Below are 16,837 nucleotides of genomic sequence, written 5' to 3' on the forward strand. Positions count from 1 at the left end.
GCGTACCGGTGAGGTCTCTGGCCTAAGCCAATCCGTATTACTGCTGGTAATACTCGTCTTCTCCTAAGATCGTAAAGTAACCCTGTCCTTGGAGATGATCTTCATCCTCAGTTCGAATAGGGCCGCCTTCTCTGGAATCCAGCAATGAAAATACTGCACCGATGCTACCGGAGATGGTCATAAGAATAGCTGCTGGGTTGGCAATTGCTGAGCCAGCGCCTTCCCATCCGGGCCCGAATAATACTGCAACAAGCGCAGTCGCTTGGTCCGGAGTCCCTAATGAAAAAATAGTGCTATCGGGTAGGAACATTCCCACCACAAACGCCCAGAAAAACGCGAACCAAAGCCATGCGACTGAGCGCCTTGTCGGGATCATACCGCGTGATGCTGGAACGCCTAAGGTCACACATCCAATAGCGATCAGAATCAGAGGCAAGGTAATAGTAACGACCCATGCGATTGGAACCGTGGTCCCAATAATAAGTCGTGGAACAAGAATCCAAGCGGCGAGGATGAAAGTCCCAACCCACCCGCCGGAAATACCGAATTTATGCCACCCAGTTGGCACACCCTGCTGTGATTTTCCCATATGAACTAGCCTAGCCCGAAGAAAGATTCGCTGTGCTCTCAACGTGATCTCCACGACACCGAGCCAATGCGCGGATGATCAAGCTGACCGTAGAGGAGCTACCGGGGTTATGCGCAAAACGTGGACGGAAGCGTTGCTCTGGCGAGTATGGTAGAACCATGACTGCTCGAAACGCTACTGACAACCAACAACTCCATGGTGAATTCAAAGTTCCAGGTGGCAAGTTAGTCATCGCCGACCTCGAAGTGACAAATGGAAAAATCTCGCGAGCCAATATCAACGGTGATTTTTTCCTGGAACCCGATGAGGCGCTTGATGACATTAACCAAGCCCTGGTCGGGCTGAGCTACGATTCCAGCCACAGCACGATAGCCGGAGCTATTGACCAGGCTGTCGACGAATCCGTGGTGATGTTTGGTTTTGATGCTCACGCTGTTGCAACAGCCGTGCGGAGAGCTACCGGTTTTGCCACTCGCTGGGACGATCATAACTGGGAAATTATTGTGCCCACAGAAATCCCGATCTATACCCAAGTGGCCCTTGACCAAATCTTGACGGAAGATGTTGGTGCAGGACGCGCAAATCCAGCAATGCGTCTATGGCGATGGCCACTGTCCGATCCGTCTGTCGTGATCGGCTCTTTCCAGAGCTACAGTAATGAGGTCGACGCCGAGGCCATCGCACGACACGGCATTAAGGTTGCCCGCAGGGTCTCCGGTGGCGGAGCGATGTTTATGGAAGCGGACAACGCGGTCACGTATTCGCTATACACTCCTACCTCGCTCGTGGACGGTATGAGCTTTTCTGATTCCTACCCGTTCCTCGACGCCTGGGTGATGGAGGCGCTGCAGCGAATGGATGTCAAAGCCTTCTACGAACCGCTCAATGATATTTCCACGCCGGAAGGCAAGATTGGGGGAGCTGCCCAAAAACGCCTGGCGTCTGGCTCCATGCTGCATCACGTCACGATGTCATATGACATCGATGCCCAGAAGATGACCGACGTTTTGCGCATCGGTCGTGAGAAAGTTTCCGATAAAGGCATCACTTCGGCGCAGTCTCGTGTCGACCCGTTGCGTCGGCAAACCGGGCTCTCACGGGAAGATATCTGGGAGATCATGATCGATACATTCCAGACACGCTACGCAGCCAACACGCGTGAAGTGACGGCCGAGGAATTGTCTCGAGCAGAGGCGCTAGCTGAACAGAAATTTAAAACTCACGAGTGGATTTATCGCGTGCCATAGGAAGACGCAGAGAGCCGACGAACGGGAGCGCCGGCTCTCACCTATTTCTCTTACGGACGCTTAACGCGCCTGGGCAATGAGACGTTGTGCGATATCGGCTCGTCGTTCGATGACGATCCGGCGTAACGCTGCCGGGGCCTCCTGATACTGGGCTAACCAGATATCAATGTTGACTAACACCGGGTGCGTTGTTTGAGCCCCGGGGCCACCTTTAATTGGCTGGTGACGTAACGGAAATAACCCGTTGATCGTTCTGGAGGCTAAGTTATTGGATCTTGTCTGCCAAATATCGACAAGGCCTTCAAGTAGCGGCATCAGTTGTTTGGCCGCAAAGTCCGGGGACGATGAGGTCAACCCTTGTGCTGTCGCTGTGAGTTGAGCATTTGACAGTACCTCGCCATCGGCGTCTTGGCCTTCGAACACCTGATGCCATAGCTGCCAACGTTGCGCCTGATCGGGAACGGCAGCCACTGCTGTTCGGTACAAGAGTTCGTTATTGGCCGTGGGTGATGCAGCGAATTCAACGTCTAAGCGGGCTCGGTCGATTCTGCCCAGGGATGCCAAGCTGATCAAGAGGAACCAGCGGAGCTCGTCGTCGATGCGTAAGCCGGGAGAAAGTTCTGACGTCTCATCACTTGCCAACAACAGCGTCAGCTCCGGAGCTAGGGCTTCTGTCCCAATACCAAGTCGTGTCAGTGCGCGGGCTACTGAACGTTGGCGATCTGAACCGGGCTCCAGTTGGACTAATGCATCGAGTAATGCGGTGCTAAGTTGTTTGGTCAGTCGCGTGCGTTGTGAGGTTGGTGCAAATTCTTTGAGTGCCGTTACGGCTTGATCCAAAATACGCTCATGCATGGAAACGTCGCTGATCGAGTGACTGAGTCGAGCCACCGCACTAATGAAATCTGCTGCCGAAAGAGTCGCCTGCCGGACCATCGTCCATAAACTCGACCACACGGTTGCTACCGCAGTCGAATCGGGATCAATGACCGGGTAGGTGCTGACAGCATCCAGGGATCCTGGGTCAAGCTGCACTTGAGCATAAGTTTGGTCGTGGTGATTGACTAAGACTGCTCGCGGTACGGAATTATCCACGATCAATTGGTCCACTGCCACAGTTGCTGATCCCGCAGGGATATCCACTCGAGCTTGGTCGGTCACCACGAGTTGCTCGGCGTCATTTAGAGTCAGGATCGCGATGTAGAGGCTGTGTGGGCGCAAAACGGTTTCCCCGGTTTGCGGATCGATTGCCTCTTGATGGATCGTCACGGCGCCATTATTTGCAACGGTGGCTTTCACTGTTGCTGGCCCCGAAGTCTGTAACCAGATATCAGACCACTGCTGCAAGTCTCGACCGGACGCTTCTTCAAGAATTGCTAAAAAGTCTTCGAGCTGTGCTGTGCCAAAGGCAAAGCGCTCAAAATATGTGCTACAGGCGCTGTGGAATGCTTCTTCTCCTACGTAGTGGAAGAGCTGTTTGATAACAGCGGCACCTTTGGCATAAGTGATGCCGTCGAAGTTTTGTCGCGCTGCTTCTAAATCCACGATATCGGCAACAATCGGGTGCGTAGTCGGATAGGAGTCCTGTACATACGCCCAAGCTTTACGCTGATGAGCAAAAGACTGCCACGCCCCGGGCAGATCAGTCGCATCGGCGACGGCTTTGGTGCCAAAGAAGTCAGCAAATGATTCTTTCAACCACAGATCATCCCACCATTTCATGGTGGCAAGGTTGCCAAACCACATGTGCGACATTTCGTGCATCACAGTCGTTGCTCTGGCCACGTGTTGGGAGGCAGTTGCTTGTGAGGTGAAGATATAGGACTCATTGAAGGTTACTAAGCCCGGGTTTTCCATCGCCCCGAGGTTATATTCGGGGACGAAGGCCTGATCATATTTACCCCACGGGTAGGGGTAGTGAAATTGTTCATGGAACCAGGTCAGGCCCTGTCGAGTGAGGGTGAAGAGCTCTTCAGCATCGACATGTTCGGCTAAAGATTGGCGCGCGAAGATGCGCAAGGCCATGGGTTCCGTGCTGTCGTCGTGGGGGTCCCAATGACTGTCGAACCTGGCATACGGGCCAGCTAAAAAGGTGGTGAGGTAGGTAGATATCGGGTGCGTTGGAGCAAAACGGACCCTGTCGATTCCGGATGCAACGGGCTCTCGATCGATTTCGTGCCCGTTAGATGCCAGTGTCCAGGTGTCTGGACCGATGATCGTGACATGAAATGCCGCTTTGAGGTCTGGTTGCTCCATATTTGGGTAGACGCGTCGGGCATCAGCAGGTTCAAACTGCGAATACAGATACACCTGACCATCGACCGGGTCTACGAAGCGGTGGAGTCCTTCGCCCGAATGTGAATAGCGACTGTGTGACTGAATGACGACTTCGTTCTCGGCAGCAACATTGGGGATCAAAATGCGGGCTGTACCGGCGATTTGCCCGATGTCTTGTGGCACCCCGTTGATCGAAACGGATTCTACCGAATCACCCAGATAGTTGACGAACGTGTCTTCTCCTGGCCTGGTCGCAGTGAACCGAAGGGTGGTGGTGACCGGATAAGTGGGCTCATCCAATGCCATCGCATTGGATAGGTCAAGTTCGACCTCATAGTTACTCATGGTGATGAGCTCCGCCCGGGCGTAGGCCTCCTCGCGAGTGAGTCGTTCATCATCCAGCAATGGGGTAGTAGACATAATCCTTATTCAATCATCGACGAGATCGCAGTTGCTGTCTGTAACGCCACCGGTGTAGGTGGCCCAGCAATACCTACGAAATATATCAGCGTGCTGTTGATATGGGATGATCAACAGCACGCTGATGCATGACGAGTGGTTTCGCGGGTTAGCTTTGTCGCGAGCGGTGCACCTTCTCAAGGATGGGTGCCTCGCCGGAAGCCCGCAGACGACGATAATACTCGGCAGCTTCTTCCTGGCGCTCGTGTTCTACACCGGAGGCGATATCCATTCTCAGGTGGTGTTGGTTGTAACCAAAAGCATCGACCAGATCTTGAGCATGTGGCCGAAGCCGGGCGGCTAGTCGGTTGGTGTACTGGCGGAGGGTCTTCGCTCGTTGTTGGGAAATCCGCCCGTATTCGATGAACCATCCAAGATCTTGTTCGATCGTGGACAACGCAAACAGGTCGCGCATCCAGGTCATGATCTTCTGTGTTTCCCGGTCTTCAATAGCCTCAAGCGCGGTAGTAAACGATTCCCATTGCAGCAGCTGGGCGTAAGATTTCGCAGCTTTGATCAGATCGTACTGGTTTTCATTAAACACCCGAGCTTGTTCGGCTTGAGATTCTTTGGCCACCGGTCGTAATACTTCGGCAACCTCGGCAATTTGAGTTCGGACCCGGTCAGCAAAAAGGCTGCGTTGTACATCAGGATCTTTCAGCCAGGTGGCAGAACGGCGCTCGGATCCAACATCAGATACCTGTTGCACCACACGACGCAAACCGGACCGTTCGTATAAGCTGTATTCCGCGCGTTCGGCGACGTATTTTGTCAGGACTTTAAACGATGGGTTCGCAAATTCTTTCGAATAGTCTCCCAGCAGCCGACGCCCAACAAGTTGCAATAAGACGTTGTTATCGCCTTCAAAGGTGGTGTAAATATCCAGGTCATCGCGCAGTGCACTGAACCGGTTTTTCGAAGCGATGTACCCGGCTCCACCGGTCGCTTCACGGGCTTCTTGATAGACGTCCAGGGCGTTCCACGTGGTGACAGCTTTAATGCCTGCCGCGAGTGTTTCAAGTTCCTGCCGATTTTCATCCGTGTCGTTTTCACCGGAGAAGACTTCGTGGAATTTCACTAACAGATCGTTGGTCGTAAAAATATCAGCGTATGTCCGCGCCAGACGGTCGATGAGACGACGCTGGTGTAACCCATAGTCCAACAGGACTTGTTCTTCGATATCAGAAGCAGCATTGAACTGCCGACGCTGGTTGCCGTAGGTTATGGCACCCGTCAGCGCCAGGGCTGAGGCGTTAGCTGCAGTCGTGGCAAGTGAAACACGTCCTTGGACTAGTGCTCCCAGCATGGTAAAGAATCGACGTCCCGAGGAGGGAATTGAAGTTGAATATTCACCATGTTCATCGACGTCGCCCAGTTTATTGAGCAAATTCGTGCGCGGGATCCGCACCTGCGTGAAATGTAGTCGCCCGTTGTCGATGCCGTTGAGACCACCCTTGTAGCCGTCGTCTTCACCGCCGACGCCGGGCAAAAAGTTCCCCTCGTCGTCACGCAGCGGAACAAAGAACGCATGGACGCCGTAGTTGACGTTCTTGGTAATCAGTTGGGCAAAGACCACAGCGGCTTTGCCATGGAGTGCGGCGTTACCGAGGAACTCTTTCCAGGCCGCTTTGAAGGGGGTATGGATTTCAAATTCGTCGTCCTCGGGGATGTAGGTGGCGGTGGTGTCGATATTGCCAACATCCGACCCGTGGCCAATCTCTGTCATGGCGTACACGCCCGGCAGGTCGAGGCTTAGTACCCCTGGCAGCCATTTCTTGTGTTGTTCCGCATTTCCTAGAGTCAAGATTGCGGACCCAAATAACCCCCATTGCACACCCCCTTTAATCTGCATGGACGGGTGGGCATGGAACATTTCGGCGAAACCGGCAACATTTGCACCAGGGCTTTCTTGACCGCCGAATTCCTTTGGATATGCTTTGCCGATCACTTTGCGATCAGCGAGTTCTTGTATTTGTTTCAGGGTCAGTTCACGATGTTCTTCCATAGTCAGGTCGAATTGATGATGGAAAATTGGCTCTTCCATCATTTTTCGTACCTGACGACGGTCTGCGGCCCACGGACCCAACAGGAGTTCCTGAAGTTGGTCCTGCTCGACTCGTAGATCTTTTTGTTTTAACGACATTAGTCCTCCTGAGGGTGTTCTTCGGTGCTTTGCGATTCCAATCCAACTAACAACCAATTGGCGATCCGGTGGGCGAGTTCCTCTGCACTGAGACGTGTGGGGTAGCCTGTTTCGGCGATCCATTCTTCACCTGCGGCGCGCACGAACCCGACGGCTGCCACCGCCCAGTAATACGCCAGATTCTTGTTAGCGGCGGTGGAGTCGGCATTTTTGTAATGCGGAAAAACGTGCTCCACCGCTCGTTGCAGGAACCGGGCCATGTTCTGGCGAAAGATATTCATGCCCGTTGGAATCGCCGTCGAGAAGTTATAAACGTTGGGTGAGGAATTGGCCAGTTGTAGGTACACCAACACCATGGTGTATAACCCGTCTCGGGCACTGGGAGCCGATTTACCGGCTTTTTTCAGTTCGGTTTCCATAAAGTCAATCGAGGCCTGCGCGACGGCTTGCTGAAGCCCTTGTTTATCGTTGAAATAACGATAGAACACGGACTTCGAAGTACCAGCATGAGAGGCGATTTCTTCCATTGACACCTCGGGTCCAATACTGTGGACAGCAGCACGCGCCGAGCGAATCAGGTCGTTTCGACGTTGACGACGGTGCGCTTCCCAGCGTGTATTGCGCCCGTCCGGAATTGGTGTTGCAGACATCTTCACGATACTGAGAGTATCAGGTAAGGTGAGTGTCCGTAAACACACTAATCTGTATCCTCGATCATTGGGAAAGAGAATTTGCATGACTTCTACATCCACAGCCGCAATCGCCGGTGGTCCACTTCGACCAGCAGTCGTTCTCGGCGGGAACCGCATCCCCTTTGCGCGCGCCCATGGTGCCTATGCTGGTGCATCAAATCAGGACATGTTGACCTCAGCGCTTGAAGGCCTGGTGGCACGATTCGGCCTCCAAGGCAAAGCCTTAGGAGAAGTTGTCGCCGGGGCAGTCATGAAGCATTCAGCAGATTTCAACCTCACCCGAGAGTCCGTTTTAGGGACGTCACTGGATGCCCATACCCCCGCCCATGACGTACAGACCGCTTGTGCCACAGGTATCGAAACAGTCGGCGGTGTGGCCAATAAAATTCGCCTAGGTCAGATCGAATCTGGCATCGGCGGTGGGGTGGATACGATCTCTGATGCGCCGCTTGCTTTTAATTCTGAAGCTCGCGAATTGTTCATGCAGCTCAACCGTGCACGCACCACCCAAGACAAAATCAAAATTGCACTGAAGCTGCGTCCCAAACATTTCGCACCGTTAGCGCCGCAGGCAGGAGAAGTGCGTACCGGCCTGTCGATGGGAGAGCATCAGGCGCTGACCACCCACCACTGGGGGGTTACTCGTGAGGAACAAGACGAACTTGCGATGCACTCGCACAACAATATGGCATCGGCGTATGACGAAGGATTTTTCAACGATCTCATCACACCGTTTCGAGGCTTAGACCGTGACAATAATATGCGTCCGGGCTCTACCCTGGAGGCCTTGGCAAAGCTTCGGGTGGCTTTCGGAAAGCAATTTGGCGACGAAGCGACCATGACCGCTGGTAACTCGACCCCCATGACCGATGGTGCCGCTGCCGCACTGTTGTCTTCGGAAGAATGGGCGATCGACCACAATCTGCCGATTCTGGCTGAGTTCATGGATTTTGAGGTAGCAGCTGTCGACTTTGTCAATGGCAAGGAGGGGCTCCTGATGGCTCCCACCTATGCGATTCCCCGGATTCTGGATCGGCACGGGTTGAGCCTTGATGATATTGATTTCTTTGAGATCCATGAGGCATTTGCAGGCACCGTGCTGGCAACTATCGAGGCGCTCGGCGACGAAGACTATAACAAGAACGTGTTAGGACGTGACACCGTCTTAGGACAGATCGATCGATCCAAACTCAACGTGAAAGGCTCCTCGCTAGCTTCCGGCCACCCATTTGCCGCCACGGGCCCCAGAATCGTGGCCTCATTGGCCAAGATGCTGCATGAAAAGGGTGAAGGCTCCTTGGGATTGATTTCAGTCTGTGCGGCTGGAGGCCAAGGTGCTGTTGCCCTCATGCGCGGACGCTAACCCCGAATCCGGTACCTGCTGAAAGGACACTTGAATCTTATGTCACCAACAGATAGCTATACCCGGTTCGTCAACCGGCCCTTTGGCAAACAGGTCGCAAAAACCATCGGTTTGCCGCGACCGGTTCCACTACGTCGGCACACTCAAGGCGATCGCTTGGCTTCCGGTTCGATCCTCGTGATCGGGGAGAGCGATGCCGGTAATACTGTCGCTGAGCAACTGTGGGCTGAAAGCTATGATGTGCGCCGAGATCCAGGGTTGAAACAAAAGTTCTCTGCGATCATCGTGGCGTTCGACGACGCGGCACACCCAAGCGATCTATCCGAACGGGTGCTGCAGGTGAGTGCCGCACTTCGTGGGCTGGAACCAAATGGCCGGGTTATCACGATTTTCCGTGACCCACAAGACTCGTCAATCAGCAGCGACGCGAATCGCATAGCGGTGCGCCACAGCGTTGAGGGTTTCACCCGGTCGTTGGCTAAAGAGATGCGCTTTGGAGCCACCACCAATGGAATTATCTTGGGCCAAGATGTGACGATGGCAGCTCCGGCCGCACTAGCTGCCTTACGGTTTTTCTTATCCGGTCGCTCGGCATATGTGGCCGGACAGTTTCTCACGGTCTCTTCCTCGGCAGGAGCTGTCCCAGCAGACTGGGACACCCCGCTGGCAGATATGGTCATCGTGGTGACGGGAGCAGCCCGGGGGATCGGGGAAGCCATCAGTGAAACGCTAGCCCGCGACGGGGCCACGGTCATCGGTGTAGATATGCCCCCTGCTGGCGAAGCGCTGACCACCGTGATGAACCGCGTTGGTGGCATCGCTGTCCAAATGGACATCACAGATGAAAACGCTGGCAACGAGCTTCTCCGTATGGCCGAGCAGCGATTCGGGCGGCTTGATGGCATCGTACATAACGCCGGCATTACTCGTGACAAACTGTTGGCTAATATGGATGCGGCTCGATGGGATTCGCTCATTGCCGTAAACATCACCGCCCCGCTCCGGATCAATGAACAGCTCTTAGCGGCGCTGGGCCAGGGGGTCGTTGCTGAGAATTTTCGCATTACTGCATTGGCCTCAACATCGGGTATTGCTGGTAACCGCGGGCAGACCAATTACGCCGCGGCAAAAGCTGGCATTATGGGCATGACCCAAGCATTGGCAGGCCAATTAGCCAAAACTGGCGGTTCGATTAACGCGGTGGCGCCAGGCTTTATTGAAACCGCGATGACCGATGCGATGCCTGCGGCCACCCGAGAGGTGGCTCGCCGGATGAACTCGTTACAACAAGGTGGCCGTCCGGTTGATGTGGCCGAGGCGATCGCGTTATTCCATACCGACGCCGCAGCAGGGATTAATGGCACAACGCTGAGAGTCTGTGGACAATCGATGGTAGGGAAATAATGGTTGATCTCAACATCGTAGATTCCACCCCGCAACCCGAAAACTTACAACCTGTCAGACTCGGTGAGATCCCCTCGCTCACATCGTCCTATGGCAAAGTCGCCACCGGGTTACTGCGCGCTAAGCAGTCGGTGGCCAGCAGCTTGCCGGGCACCCGGTGGGAAACCAGTGACGTCATTTCTCGTCGACTCGTGGACGATTACAACGCTTTAATGGGGTCCTCCGGTGTGGTGGGGCAGAATTCGGCACCCTCGATCACCGTGCATATCACTGCATTTGGGTTGTCTACAGCGATGATGGCAGAACGCCGCTTCCCGCTGCCGTTACTTGGCATGGTGCACTTGCAGCACAAAGTGTGGCATATGTCCGATGTACCGATCGATCAGCCGGTGCGGATCTCCACGTGGGCACAGAATATGCGTCCACATCATGCGGGTACGACCGTGGAGATCTGGGTGCAGATTCTTGATGCGGCCACAGAGAAATTGCTATGGCAATCTATGGCCGTGTATTTGTCGAAATCGGTAGTCATTCCTGGAGCCAAGAAGCCTGAACGACCAGCCCGTGAGCCGTTCCGCGCGCCCGTGATGACGGGGCAGTGGGAGCTGCCCCGTGATATTGGGCGTCGTTATGGCGCGGTCTCCGGCGATCGAAATCCAATCCATTTATCGAATCTGTCTGCCAAAGCACTGGGGATGCCCAGTGCGATTGCCCACGGGATGTATGCAGCCGGCAGGATGCTGGCAGGCCGCGAGACGTTGGCCCCCTATACGTGGGCTATCGAGTTTGCTTCGCCGATGCGCCTGCCCTCGAAGGTCGCGATCAATTATCGTGAGGCAGGAGACCGTCTGGTGATCACCGGCTGGAATGCCAAGCATGAGAAGCTTCATTTCGCGGCAGAAATACGCCAGTTCTAACGTTGAACTCCATTCGACCGGTCGCCATATAGCAGTGGCACCGGTCGAACTGGTTAATGGTCGCTCAGCGTTTGCATATAGATCCCGGCCATGCGCGCTGCCATTGCAGCCCAGGAAAATCCCGCAGCGTGTTCAATACCCGCAGCTGCGAACTTTTGCCATGTCGCTGGGTCGTGGACTACGGAGGCCAACGCATCAGCCCAGGCGTGGGGATCAAGTGAATCGATCAGCTGCCCAGTCAGGCCATCGACCACGGCCGTGGTGAGTCCGCCTGCCCGATGTGCGATGACCGGTGTCCCACAGGCTTGGGCCTCCAGTGCCACTAGTCCAAACGACTCAGCAACAGACGGCATGGCAACCACGTCAGCGGCGCGCATAATACTGGCTAATGTATCGGGCTGAACCGGTGGAGCAAAGGAGCAGGCTTTGGCTACCCCCAGCAGATGGGCTCTGGCACGCACATCATAGGTTTGGTTTCCAGAGCTCGCCCCCGTGAAATGAATGACGGGCAGCGGGTCTACGCCACGCTTTTGCAGATCGGCCAAGGCATCAATCAGCACGTGCGGTCCTTTAAAATGCTGCAACCGTCCAGCAAATAGAATTCTGGGGCTGTCAGCATAGTCTCGACCCGGCCAGTAGCTGGGACCTTTCGGATCGAAGATGTCGTGGTCGACGCCGGGATGGACGACTGTGATCTTCTTGGCACTCACCCCAGTGTGCTGTATCAGTTCGTGCTTTTCCACCGCGGTGTTAGCGATCAGGGCACTAGCTTTTGTACTGATTAATGCTTCTCGTTCAAGGCGGTACGGCGGTTCAGTGCCGGGGGCAGAGACGTTTTTTGCGGCTCCCAATGTGTGCATCGTGTGTACCACCGGACAGTTCAGCTGTTCAGAAGCTTCCAGCGCTACCACTCCGGAGAGCCAGTAATGGGAATGCATAACCACACGATGCTGCGCCAACTCCCGGATGACCGGCAACATCGTCTGGGCAAACTGTGTCGTCAAGCCAATCAAGGCTTCTTTGGCTAACGCGAGTCGTCCGGCCACAAGAGGGATCACTTTGGACTGAGTTTTTTCATCGAGTACAACGGTCGCATCGCGAACCGAAGTTTTGCGGGTAAAGCAGAGCACTTGGTGACCGGCGCATATCAGAGCCTCGGTCAGATTGCGCACATAAACATTCAGACCACCGGCATCACCCTGTCCAGGTTGAGCCAGGGGAGAGGTGTGCATAGAAATCATAACGATGGTGAGTCGTTCGTCCACGATATGCTCAGCTGCTCCCACAAGAGACGATAGTAGTGCTTAAACGAAAGGATCGGGACGAGCAAAAGCTGAAGTCCCGATCCTTGTGCCAAACGTGCGCGGAGGGGGACTTGAACCCCCACGAGCGATAAAGCTCACAGCGACCTCAACGCTGCGCGTCTACCAATTCCGCCACCCGCGCTGGTGGTGTATTCTCCGGCGAAGGAGAAGGCAACAGCGATAAGCATAACACACTCCCGACCGACCGCGCACCATGGTCGTGTCTTATCGGGTTCGCTAAGGTGGCAGTATGGCTCAACTTTCTGACTCCGACTCGATTTCGCCTGGAATTTTCCGCGATCGAGTTACGAAAATCACTCGAGATCTCATTCAAATCGACACCACCAACTACGGCGGAAATGATTCACGTGGCGAACCAGAGGCAGCAGCATATTGCGCCGCTTTGATGGAAGCCATGAACATGCACCCAGAGATTGTCGAGTCCGAACCGGGCCGCACATCCGTCGTTGGACGCATGCGGGGCTGGGATCCTGCTGCACCAGCACTAGTCCTACACGGGCATCTTGATGTTGTCCCAGCTGATGCCACCGAGTGGTCTGTGGATCCGTTCTCCGCTGCGGTAATTGATGATGTGATCTATGGTCGCGGCGCAGCAGATATGAAGGGCATGGATGCAGTCATGCTCACAGCCCTGGAGCATCTGCATGCCACCGCTCAACGTCCACGACGCGACATCATCCTGGCATTCTTTGGGGATGAAGAAGCCGGGGGAGTCTACGGATCGGACTGGCTCGTGACCCACCGTCCCGATTTATTTGAAGGCGCAACCGAAGCGATCTCCGAGGTCGGAGGTTTCAGCGCGACCGTCGCGGGAAAACGCGCCTACTTCCTGCAGACCGCAGAAAAAGGCATCGCATGGCTCAACCTCACCGCCACCGGTACCCCAGGGCATGGTTCGACCCGACACTCGGATAACGCAGTAACAAAAATGGCAGATGCGATCGCGGCCATCGGTCACCACAAATGGCCCTTGCATTACACCGACACGACTCGCCAGCTCATGGAGGACGTGTCGCGACTCATGGGAGTGCCCTTTGACGAAACCAACCCTGCCCCACAGCTGGAAGCTATCGGGTCTGCTGTGGCATTTGTGGGCTCCACGTTGAGTAACTCCTCAAATCCCACAGGACTGACTTCAGGCTATAAACACAATGTGATCCCAGGAAAAGCCGAGGCGACCGTCGATGCTCGACCATTGCCGGGTCAAGATGAAGAACTCCTTGCCACCATTCGCGAACTCGCCGGCGAGTCTGTGCATGTTGACTACGAACATGCCCGCCAAGCCATCGAAGCACCGTTTGCTGGCCCGCTCGTCGACGCCATGATCAGCGCCATCGCACAAGAAGATCCAGATGCCGTAGTGCTGCCGTTCATGATGTCCGGCGGCACCGACAATAATGCGCTGTCACGATTAGGGATTGCCGGTTACGGTTTCATTCCCTTACAGCTACCGGATGATCTAGCGTTTCCAGAGCTCTTCCACGGAATTGACGAGCGCATGCCAATTGACTCACTCGATTTCGGCGTCCGTGCGCTGCTACGCATCTTAGAGCCACAAAACTAACGTCTTGTGAAAGGACACTATGGGATTACCATATTCGAAATATCAAGACCGCATTGATGCGATACTCACCGAAGAGCTCCTCAACGACATCCGAGATCGAGCGGCCGGGTACGATGCGCACAACGAGTTTCCGCATGAAGATTTGGCAGCCCTCAAACAGTCCGGGTACCTAGCAGCCCTAACGCCCATTGAAGACGGGGGACTCGGGTGGGATTTTGCAACGGTAGTCGATGCCCAAAAGAAGCTTGCCGCTTATGCTCCCGCCACTGCGCTCGCGGTCAACATGCATCTGATCTGGTCCGGTGTCGCCTGGATCTTCCGCGCCCATGGCAACCACGACCTAGACTTCATCCTCAAAGAGGCAGCCGCCGGCGAGATTTACGCATTTGGTATTTCCGAGGCCGGCAACGACGCCGTCCTGTTCGACTCCGAAACGCTAGCAGAAGACCAATCTGACGGCTCGGTTCGATTCACCGGTACCAAAATCTTCACCACACTGTCTCCGGTTTGGACCCGCCTGGGGGTATTCGGTAAGAGCCCAGACGGCAGTGAGCTCATTTACGCGATCGTAGATCGAGAGGCCGGTAACACTGAATCGGATGGATCTCGCTGGGACATGTTGGGAATGCGGGCTACGCAGTCGTTTGTCACGAAACTCGACGGGGTCAGCGCGCCTGCCGATCGGGTTATTCGAAGGATACCGACCGGACCGAACCAGGACCTTCTCACGTTTGCCATTTTCGCAGCGTTTTTGACATTCATCGCAGCGGTCTACGCCGGTATTGGTGACCGAGCAGTCCAAATAGCTGCCGAGAAGCTCCACACGCGTCGGTCAAAAGTACACGGCACCGCACTGTCGCAGGATCCGATCCTACGGTACAAACACGGCGAGGCGATCTTGCGCCAGATGACTCAGGATCAACAGCTGTCCGGGCTGGCAGAAGCCATCACCCAACTCGCCGAGTATGGGGACGAATGGTTCACTCGACTCGTGGCGAACAAGATCTCCGCGGTTCGGGTGGCTAAGGCGCAAGTCGATTATGCTTTCGAAGCCTCAGGTGGCGCGGGGTATCACCGGACCGAAGAAATCGCGCGGCTTTACCGTGATGTTATGGCCGGGGTGTACCACCCGTCGAATGATGAGTCTGCCCACACGACGTTTGCAACGTTTGGTCTCGGTCCGCTGGAAGACTAGACGGCGACCAGGGTGGACTCGACTTTTATGGCCTTACGACGCAACCAGAAACGTCGAGTTCCACCCCGGTACAACAAGGTGCGCTGCAACTCCCAGTGGCCATACTCGGCGTGTTCGACCAACCGTTGACGTGCTTGAGCCAACGATTCACCGGGTGCAACCGTAATCACCAGGTACTCCCATGAATGTCTTCGGGTTAGAGAATCAACACTGCTGATAATCGGTGTGTCTCGCACTCGGTGGCCCTCCTAGGTGGTCTAACGGCCGGTAAATCCAAAGAATTACACCTACTGTAGTCAGCTCGCCCCAAAATCGGAACGTATCGCCACAGCGGTTTCGCACCTGGCCGAGCACACAAATGAGCAAAGTGTAGTCACCTGCATCAATCCAAGCTAGCCTAGAGTTCATGAGCACTGATCCCCGCGTTTCCCTTGAGGCCCTCACTTCAGCACTCCAAGAACATCTCGCCGCAGCCACCAATAAACGTGGTGATGATGACCCCGCGCTAGAACATGCATACTATGCGCTGGCCGATGCCTTCGAAGCCTATGAAGATACCCTCTATGAGGCAACCGGCGAAGTCACTCCGTTAGATATCTTCGAAGATGATGACGACGAAGATGATGACGAAGACGACTTCGAATCTTTCGATGATGACGAAGACGACTTCGACGAGATCGAGATCGATGGGGTAGATGAATCTGACGACTAACGCGCCTTACATGGCGTAGCGTCAAAAATTTCACGGCCGAGTGTCGTAGGGTTGACCAGGTGAACTGGATTGAAGCAATCATCCTTGGCCTGGTCCAAGGCCTAACGGAATTTCTGCCGATTTCTTCGTCGGCGCACCTGCGTGTTGTCGGCGAATTCTTGCCCGGTGCAGCGGATCCCGGGGCAGCCTTTACCGCCATTACTCAAATTGGTACCGAACTTGCGGTCCTGTTGTACTTCTGGCGAGATATCACACATATCATCTCGCAGTGGTTCAAAGCCGTTTTCGGCAAAGTCCCGCATTCAGAGCCAGCGGTTCGTATGGGCTGGCTGATTATTGTCGGTTCAATTCCCATTGGTGTCCTCGGCCTATTGTTTGAAGACCGCATTGATACGACCTTCCGGTCGCTGTGGATCGTTGCCACAATGCTGATCGTCTTCGGCGTGCTCCTAGCCATGGCCGATACTTGGGGTAAACAAATCAGACCCCTCACACGGCTGAGCTGGCGTGATGGCATTCTGTATGGTCTCGCCCAAGCCTTGGCGCTCATACCGGGTGTGTCTCGTTCCGGTGGTACTATCACCATGGGTCTGGCCCTGGGTTACACCCGTGAAGCAGCTGCGCGCTATGCCTTTTTGTTGGCAGTTCCTGCTGTTTTTGCGTCCGGTTTCTATAAACTGGGGAAGTCCATCGCAAGCCCCGATCCCGCAGCGCCTTATGGCATGGGTGAAACCATGGTTGCCACGCTCGTTGCCTTCCTGGTGGGCTACGCCGTCATTGCGTGGCTGATGCGATTTATTTCGAATAACTCGTTCAAAATCTTTGTATGGTACCGCATTTTACTGGGGGCAGCCCTCTACATTCTGCTGGGAATAGGAGTAATTAGCGCTTGACCCATCACAGTTGTTACCCTCATCGGATCAGACATTCGTAAGGAACTTGAGAGTTTT

General features: G+C 54.8%; 14 protein-coding genes and 1 tRNA gene. 8 read left to right on the forward strand and 7 right to left on the reverse strand.

The genetic code is table 11. The features are described 5' to 3' along the window. Nucleotides 1–37 precede the first annotated feature (37 nt). Nucleotides 38–589, reverse strand: coding sequence for a hypothetical protein (locus FB556_RS06480; RefSeq protein ID WP_141865945.1), 552 nt, complete (start codon nt 587–589; stop codon nt 38–40). A 158-nt stretch (nt 590–747) separates the two neighbouring features. Between FB556_RS06480 and lplB the strand changes: the two genes are divergently transcribed. Next, a complete protein-coding gene (lplB, locus tag FB556_RS06485) occupies nt 748–1,836 on the forward strand; it encodes a lipoate-protein ligase small subunit (protein ID WP_141865947.1) in 1,089 nt (362 codons plus the stop codon). A gap of 60 nt (nt 1,837–1,896) precedes the next feature. Here the strand turns inward: lplB and pepN are convergent, their stop codons facing one another. The 3 genes from pepN to FB556_RS13540 form a co-directional block, all read right to left on the reverse strand. After that, nucleotides 1,897–4,533 carry an aminopeptidase N gene (gene pepN, locus FB556_RS06490; RefSeq protein ID WP_141865949.1) on the reverse strand — a complete coding sequence of 879 codons (2,637 nt, stop codon included), beginning with the start codon at nt 4,531–4,533 and terminating at the stop codon, nt 1,897–1,899. Nucleotides 4,534–4,681: 148 nt separating this feature from the next. Next, on the reverse strand, nt 4,682–6,715 hold the full coding sequence (locus FB556_RS06495) for an acyl-CoA dehydrogenase family protein (protein ID WP_211344001.1): 2,034 nt from the start codon (nt 6,713–6,715) through the stop codon (nt 4,682–4,684). Further along, nucleotides 6,715–7,365, reverse strand: a complete 651-nt coding sequence (locus FB556_RS13540) for a TetR/AcrR family transcriptional regulator (protein WP_211344002.1) — start codon at nt 7,363–7,365, stop codon at nt 6,715–6,717. Before FB556_RS13540 ends, FB556_RS06495 begins: the two co-directional genes overlap by 1 nt. 85 nt (nt 7,366–7,450) lie before the next feature. Here FB556_RS13540 and FB556_RS06505 point away from each other — a divergent pair, with 85 nt between their 5' ends. The 3 genes from FB556_RS06505 to FB556_RS06515 are packed head-to-tail and all read left to right on the forward strand — an operon-like array spanning nt 7,451 to nt 11,091. Then, entirely contained in the window at nt 7,451–8,770 is a 1,320-nt protein-coding gene (locus FB556_RS06505; RefSeq protein ID WP_141865955.1) for an acetyl-CoA C-acetyltransferase, read from the forward strand. Nucleotides 8,771–8,809: 39 nt separating this feature from the next. Beyond that, nucleotides 8,810–10,174: a 3-oxoacyl-ACP reductase gene (locus FB556_RS06510; RefSeq protein WP_141865957.1), complete on the forward strand. Its 1,365-nt coding sequence runs from the start codon at nt 8,810–8,812 to the stop codon at nt 10,172–10,174. Next, nucleotides 10,174–11,091: a MaoC family dehydratase gene (locus FB556_RS06515; protein WP_141865959.1), complete on the forward strand. Its 918-nt coding sequence runs from the start codon at nt 10,174–10,176 to the stop codon at nt 11,089–11,091. The genes FB556_RS06510 and FB556_RS06515 overlap by 1 nt, the downstream gene beginning before the upstream one ends. A gap of 53 nt (nt 11,092–11,144) precedes the next feature. Here the strand turns inward: FB556_RS06515 and FB556_RS06520 are convergent, their stop codons facing one another. Further along, complete coding sequence (locus FB556_RS06520) at nt 11,145–12,323, reverse strand: glycosyltransferase (RefSeq protein WP_170200393.1); 1,179 nt, start codon at nt 12,321–12,323, stop codon at nt 11,145–11,147. 128 nt (nt 12,324–12,451) lie between these two features. Then, nucleotides 12,452–12,537: transfer RNA gene (locus FB556_RS06525), tRNA-Leu, on the reverse strand. A gap of 108 nt (nt 12,538–12,645) precedes the next feature. On the opposite strand from FB556_RS06525, the gene FB556_RS06530 reads away from it, so the two are divergent. Both FB556_RS06530 and FB556_RS06535 read left to right on the forward strand, forming a co-directional pair. After that, the gene (locus FB556_RS06530; RefSeq protein ID WP_141865963.1) at nt 12,646–13,980 is read left to right on the forward strand and encodes a M20/M25/M40 family metallo-hydrolase; all 1,335 of its coding nucleotides are present in this window, start codon (nt 12,646–12,648) and stop codon (nt 13,978–13,980) included. Nucleotides 13,981–13,999: 19 nt separating this feature from the next. After that, the gene (locus FB556_RS06535) at nt 14,000–15,175 is read left to right on the forward strand and encodes an acyl-CoA dehydrogenase family protein (RefSeq protein WP_141865965.1); all 1,176 of its coding nucleotides are present in this window, start codon (nt 14,000–14,002) and stop codon (nt 15,173–15,175) included. On the opposite strand, the gene FB556_RS06540 is transcribed toward FB556_RS06535, so the two are convergent. After that, nucleotides 15,172–15,345 carry a DUF5703 family protein gene (locus FB556_RS06540; RefSeq protein ID WP_379984922.1) on the reverse strand — a complete coding sequence of 58 codons (174 nt, stop codon included), beginning with the start codon at nt 15,343–15,345 and terminating at the stop codon, nt 15,172–15,174. The genes FB556_RS06535 and FB556_RS06540 overlap by 4 nt on opposite strands. 236 nt (nt 15,346–15,581) lie before the next feature. On the opposite strand from FB556_RS06540, the gene FB556_RS06545 reads away from it, so the two are divergent. Then, nucleotides 15,582–15,887, forward strand: coding sequence for a hypothetical protein (locus FB556_RS06545; protein WP_141865968.1), 306 nt, complete (start codon nt 15,582–15,584; stop codon nt 15,885–15,887). Between the two features lie 59 nt (nt 15,888–15,946). After that, on the forward strand, nt 15,947–16,780 hold the full coding sequence (locus FB556_RS06550) for an undecaprenyl-diphosphate phosphatase (RefSeq protein ID WP_141865970.1): 834 nt from the start codon (nt 15,947–15,949) through the stop codon (nt 16,778–16,780). The last annotated feature ends 57 nt before the right edge of the window (nt 16,781–16,837 follow it).

It is taken from the genome of Enteractinococcus coprophilus (assembly GCF_006716305.1).
GTDB lineage: Bacteria > Actinomycetota > Actinomycetes > Actinomycetales > Micrococcaceae > Yaniella > Yaniella coprophila.

Excerpts from the sequence above, each read along its gene's own strand:
- FB556_RS06480 (WP_141865945.1), bottom strand. The coding sequence starts at position 589 with ATGGGAAAATCACAGCAGGGTGTGCCAACTGGGTGGCATAAATTCGGT.
- lplB (WP_141865947.1), top strand. The coding sequence starts at position 748 with ATGACTGCTCGAAACGCTACTGACAACCAACAACTCCATGGTGAATTC.
- pepN (WP_141865949.1), bottom strand. The coding sequence starts at position 4,533 with ATGTCTACTACCCCATTGCTGGATGATGAACGACTCACTCGCGAGGAG.
- FB556_RS06495 (WP_211344001.1), bottom strand. The coding sequence starts at position 6,715 with ATGTCGTTAAAACAAAAAGATCTACGAGTCGAGCAGGACCAACTTCAG.
- FB556_RS13540 (WP_211344002.1), bottom strand. The coding sequence starts at position 7,365 with ATGTCTGCAACACCAATTCCGGACGGGCGCAATACACGCTGGGAAGCG.
- FB556_RS06505 (WP_141865955.1), top strand. The coding sequence starts at position 7,451 with ATGACTTCTACATCCACAGCCGCAATCGCCGGTGGTCCACTTCGACCA.
- FB556_RS06510 (WP_141865957.1), top strand. The coding sequence starts at position 8,810 with ATGTCACCAACAGATAGCTATACCCGGTTCGTCAACCGGCCCTTTGGC.
- FB556_RS06515 (WP_141865959.1), top strand. The coding sequence starts at position 10,174 with ATGGTTGATCTCAACATCGTAGATTCCACCCCGCAACCCGAAAACTTA.
- FB556_RS06520 (WP_170200393.1), bottom strand. The coding sequence starts at position 12,323 with ATGCACACCTCTCCCCTGGCTCAACCTGGACAGGGTGATGCCGGTGGT.
- FB556_RS06530 (WP_141865963.1), top strand. The coding sequence starts at position 12,646 with ATGGCTCAACTTTCTGACTCCGACTCGATTTCGCCTGGAATTTTCCGC.
- FB556_RS06535 (WP_141865965.1), top strand. The coding sequence starts at position 14,000 with ATGGGATTACCATATTCGAAATATCAAGACCGCATTGATGCGATACTC.
- FB556_RS06545 (WP_141865968.1), top strand. The coding sequence starts at position 15,582 with ATGAGCACTGATCCCCGCGTTTCCCTTGAGGCCCTCACTTCAGCACTC.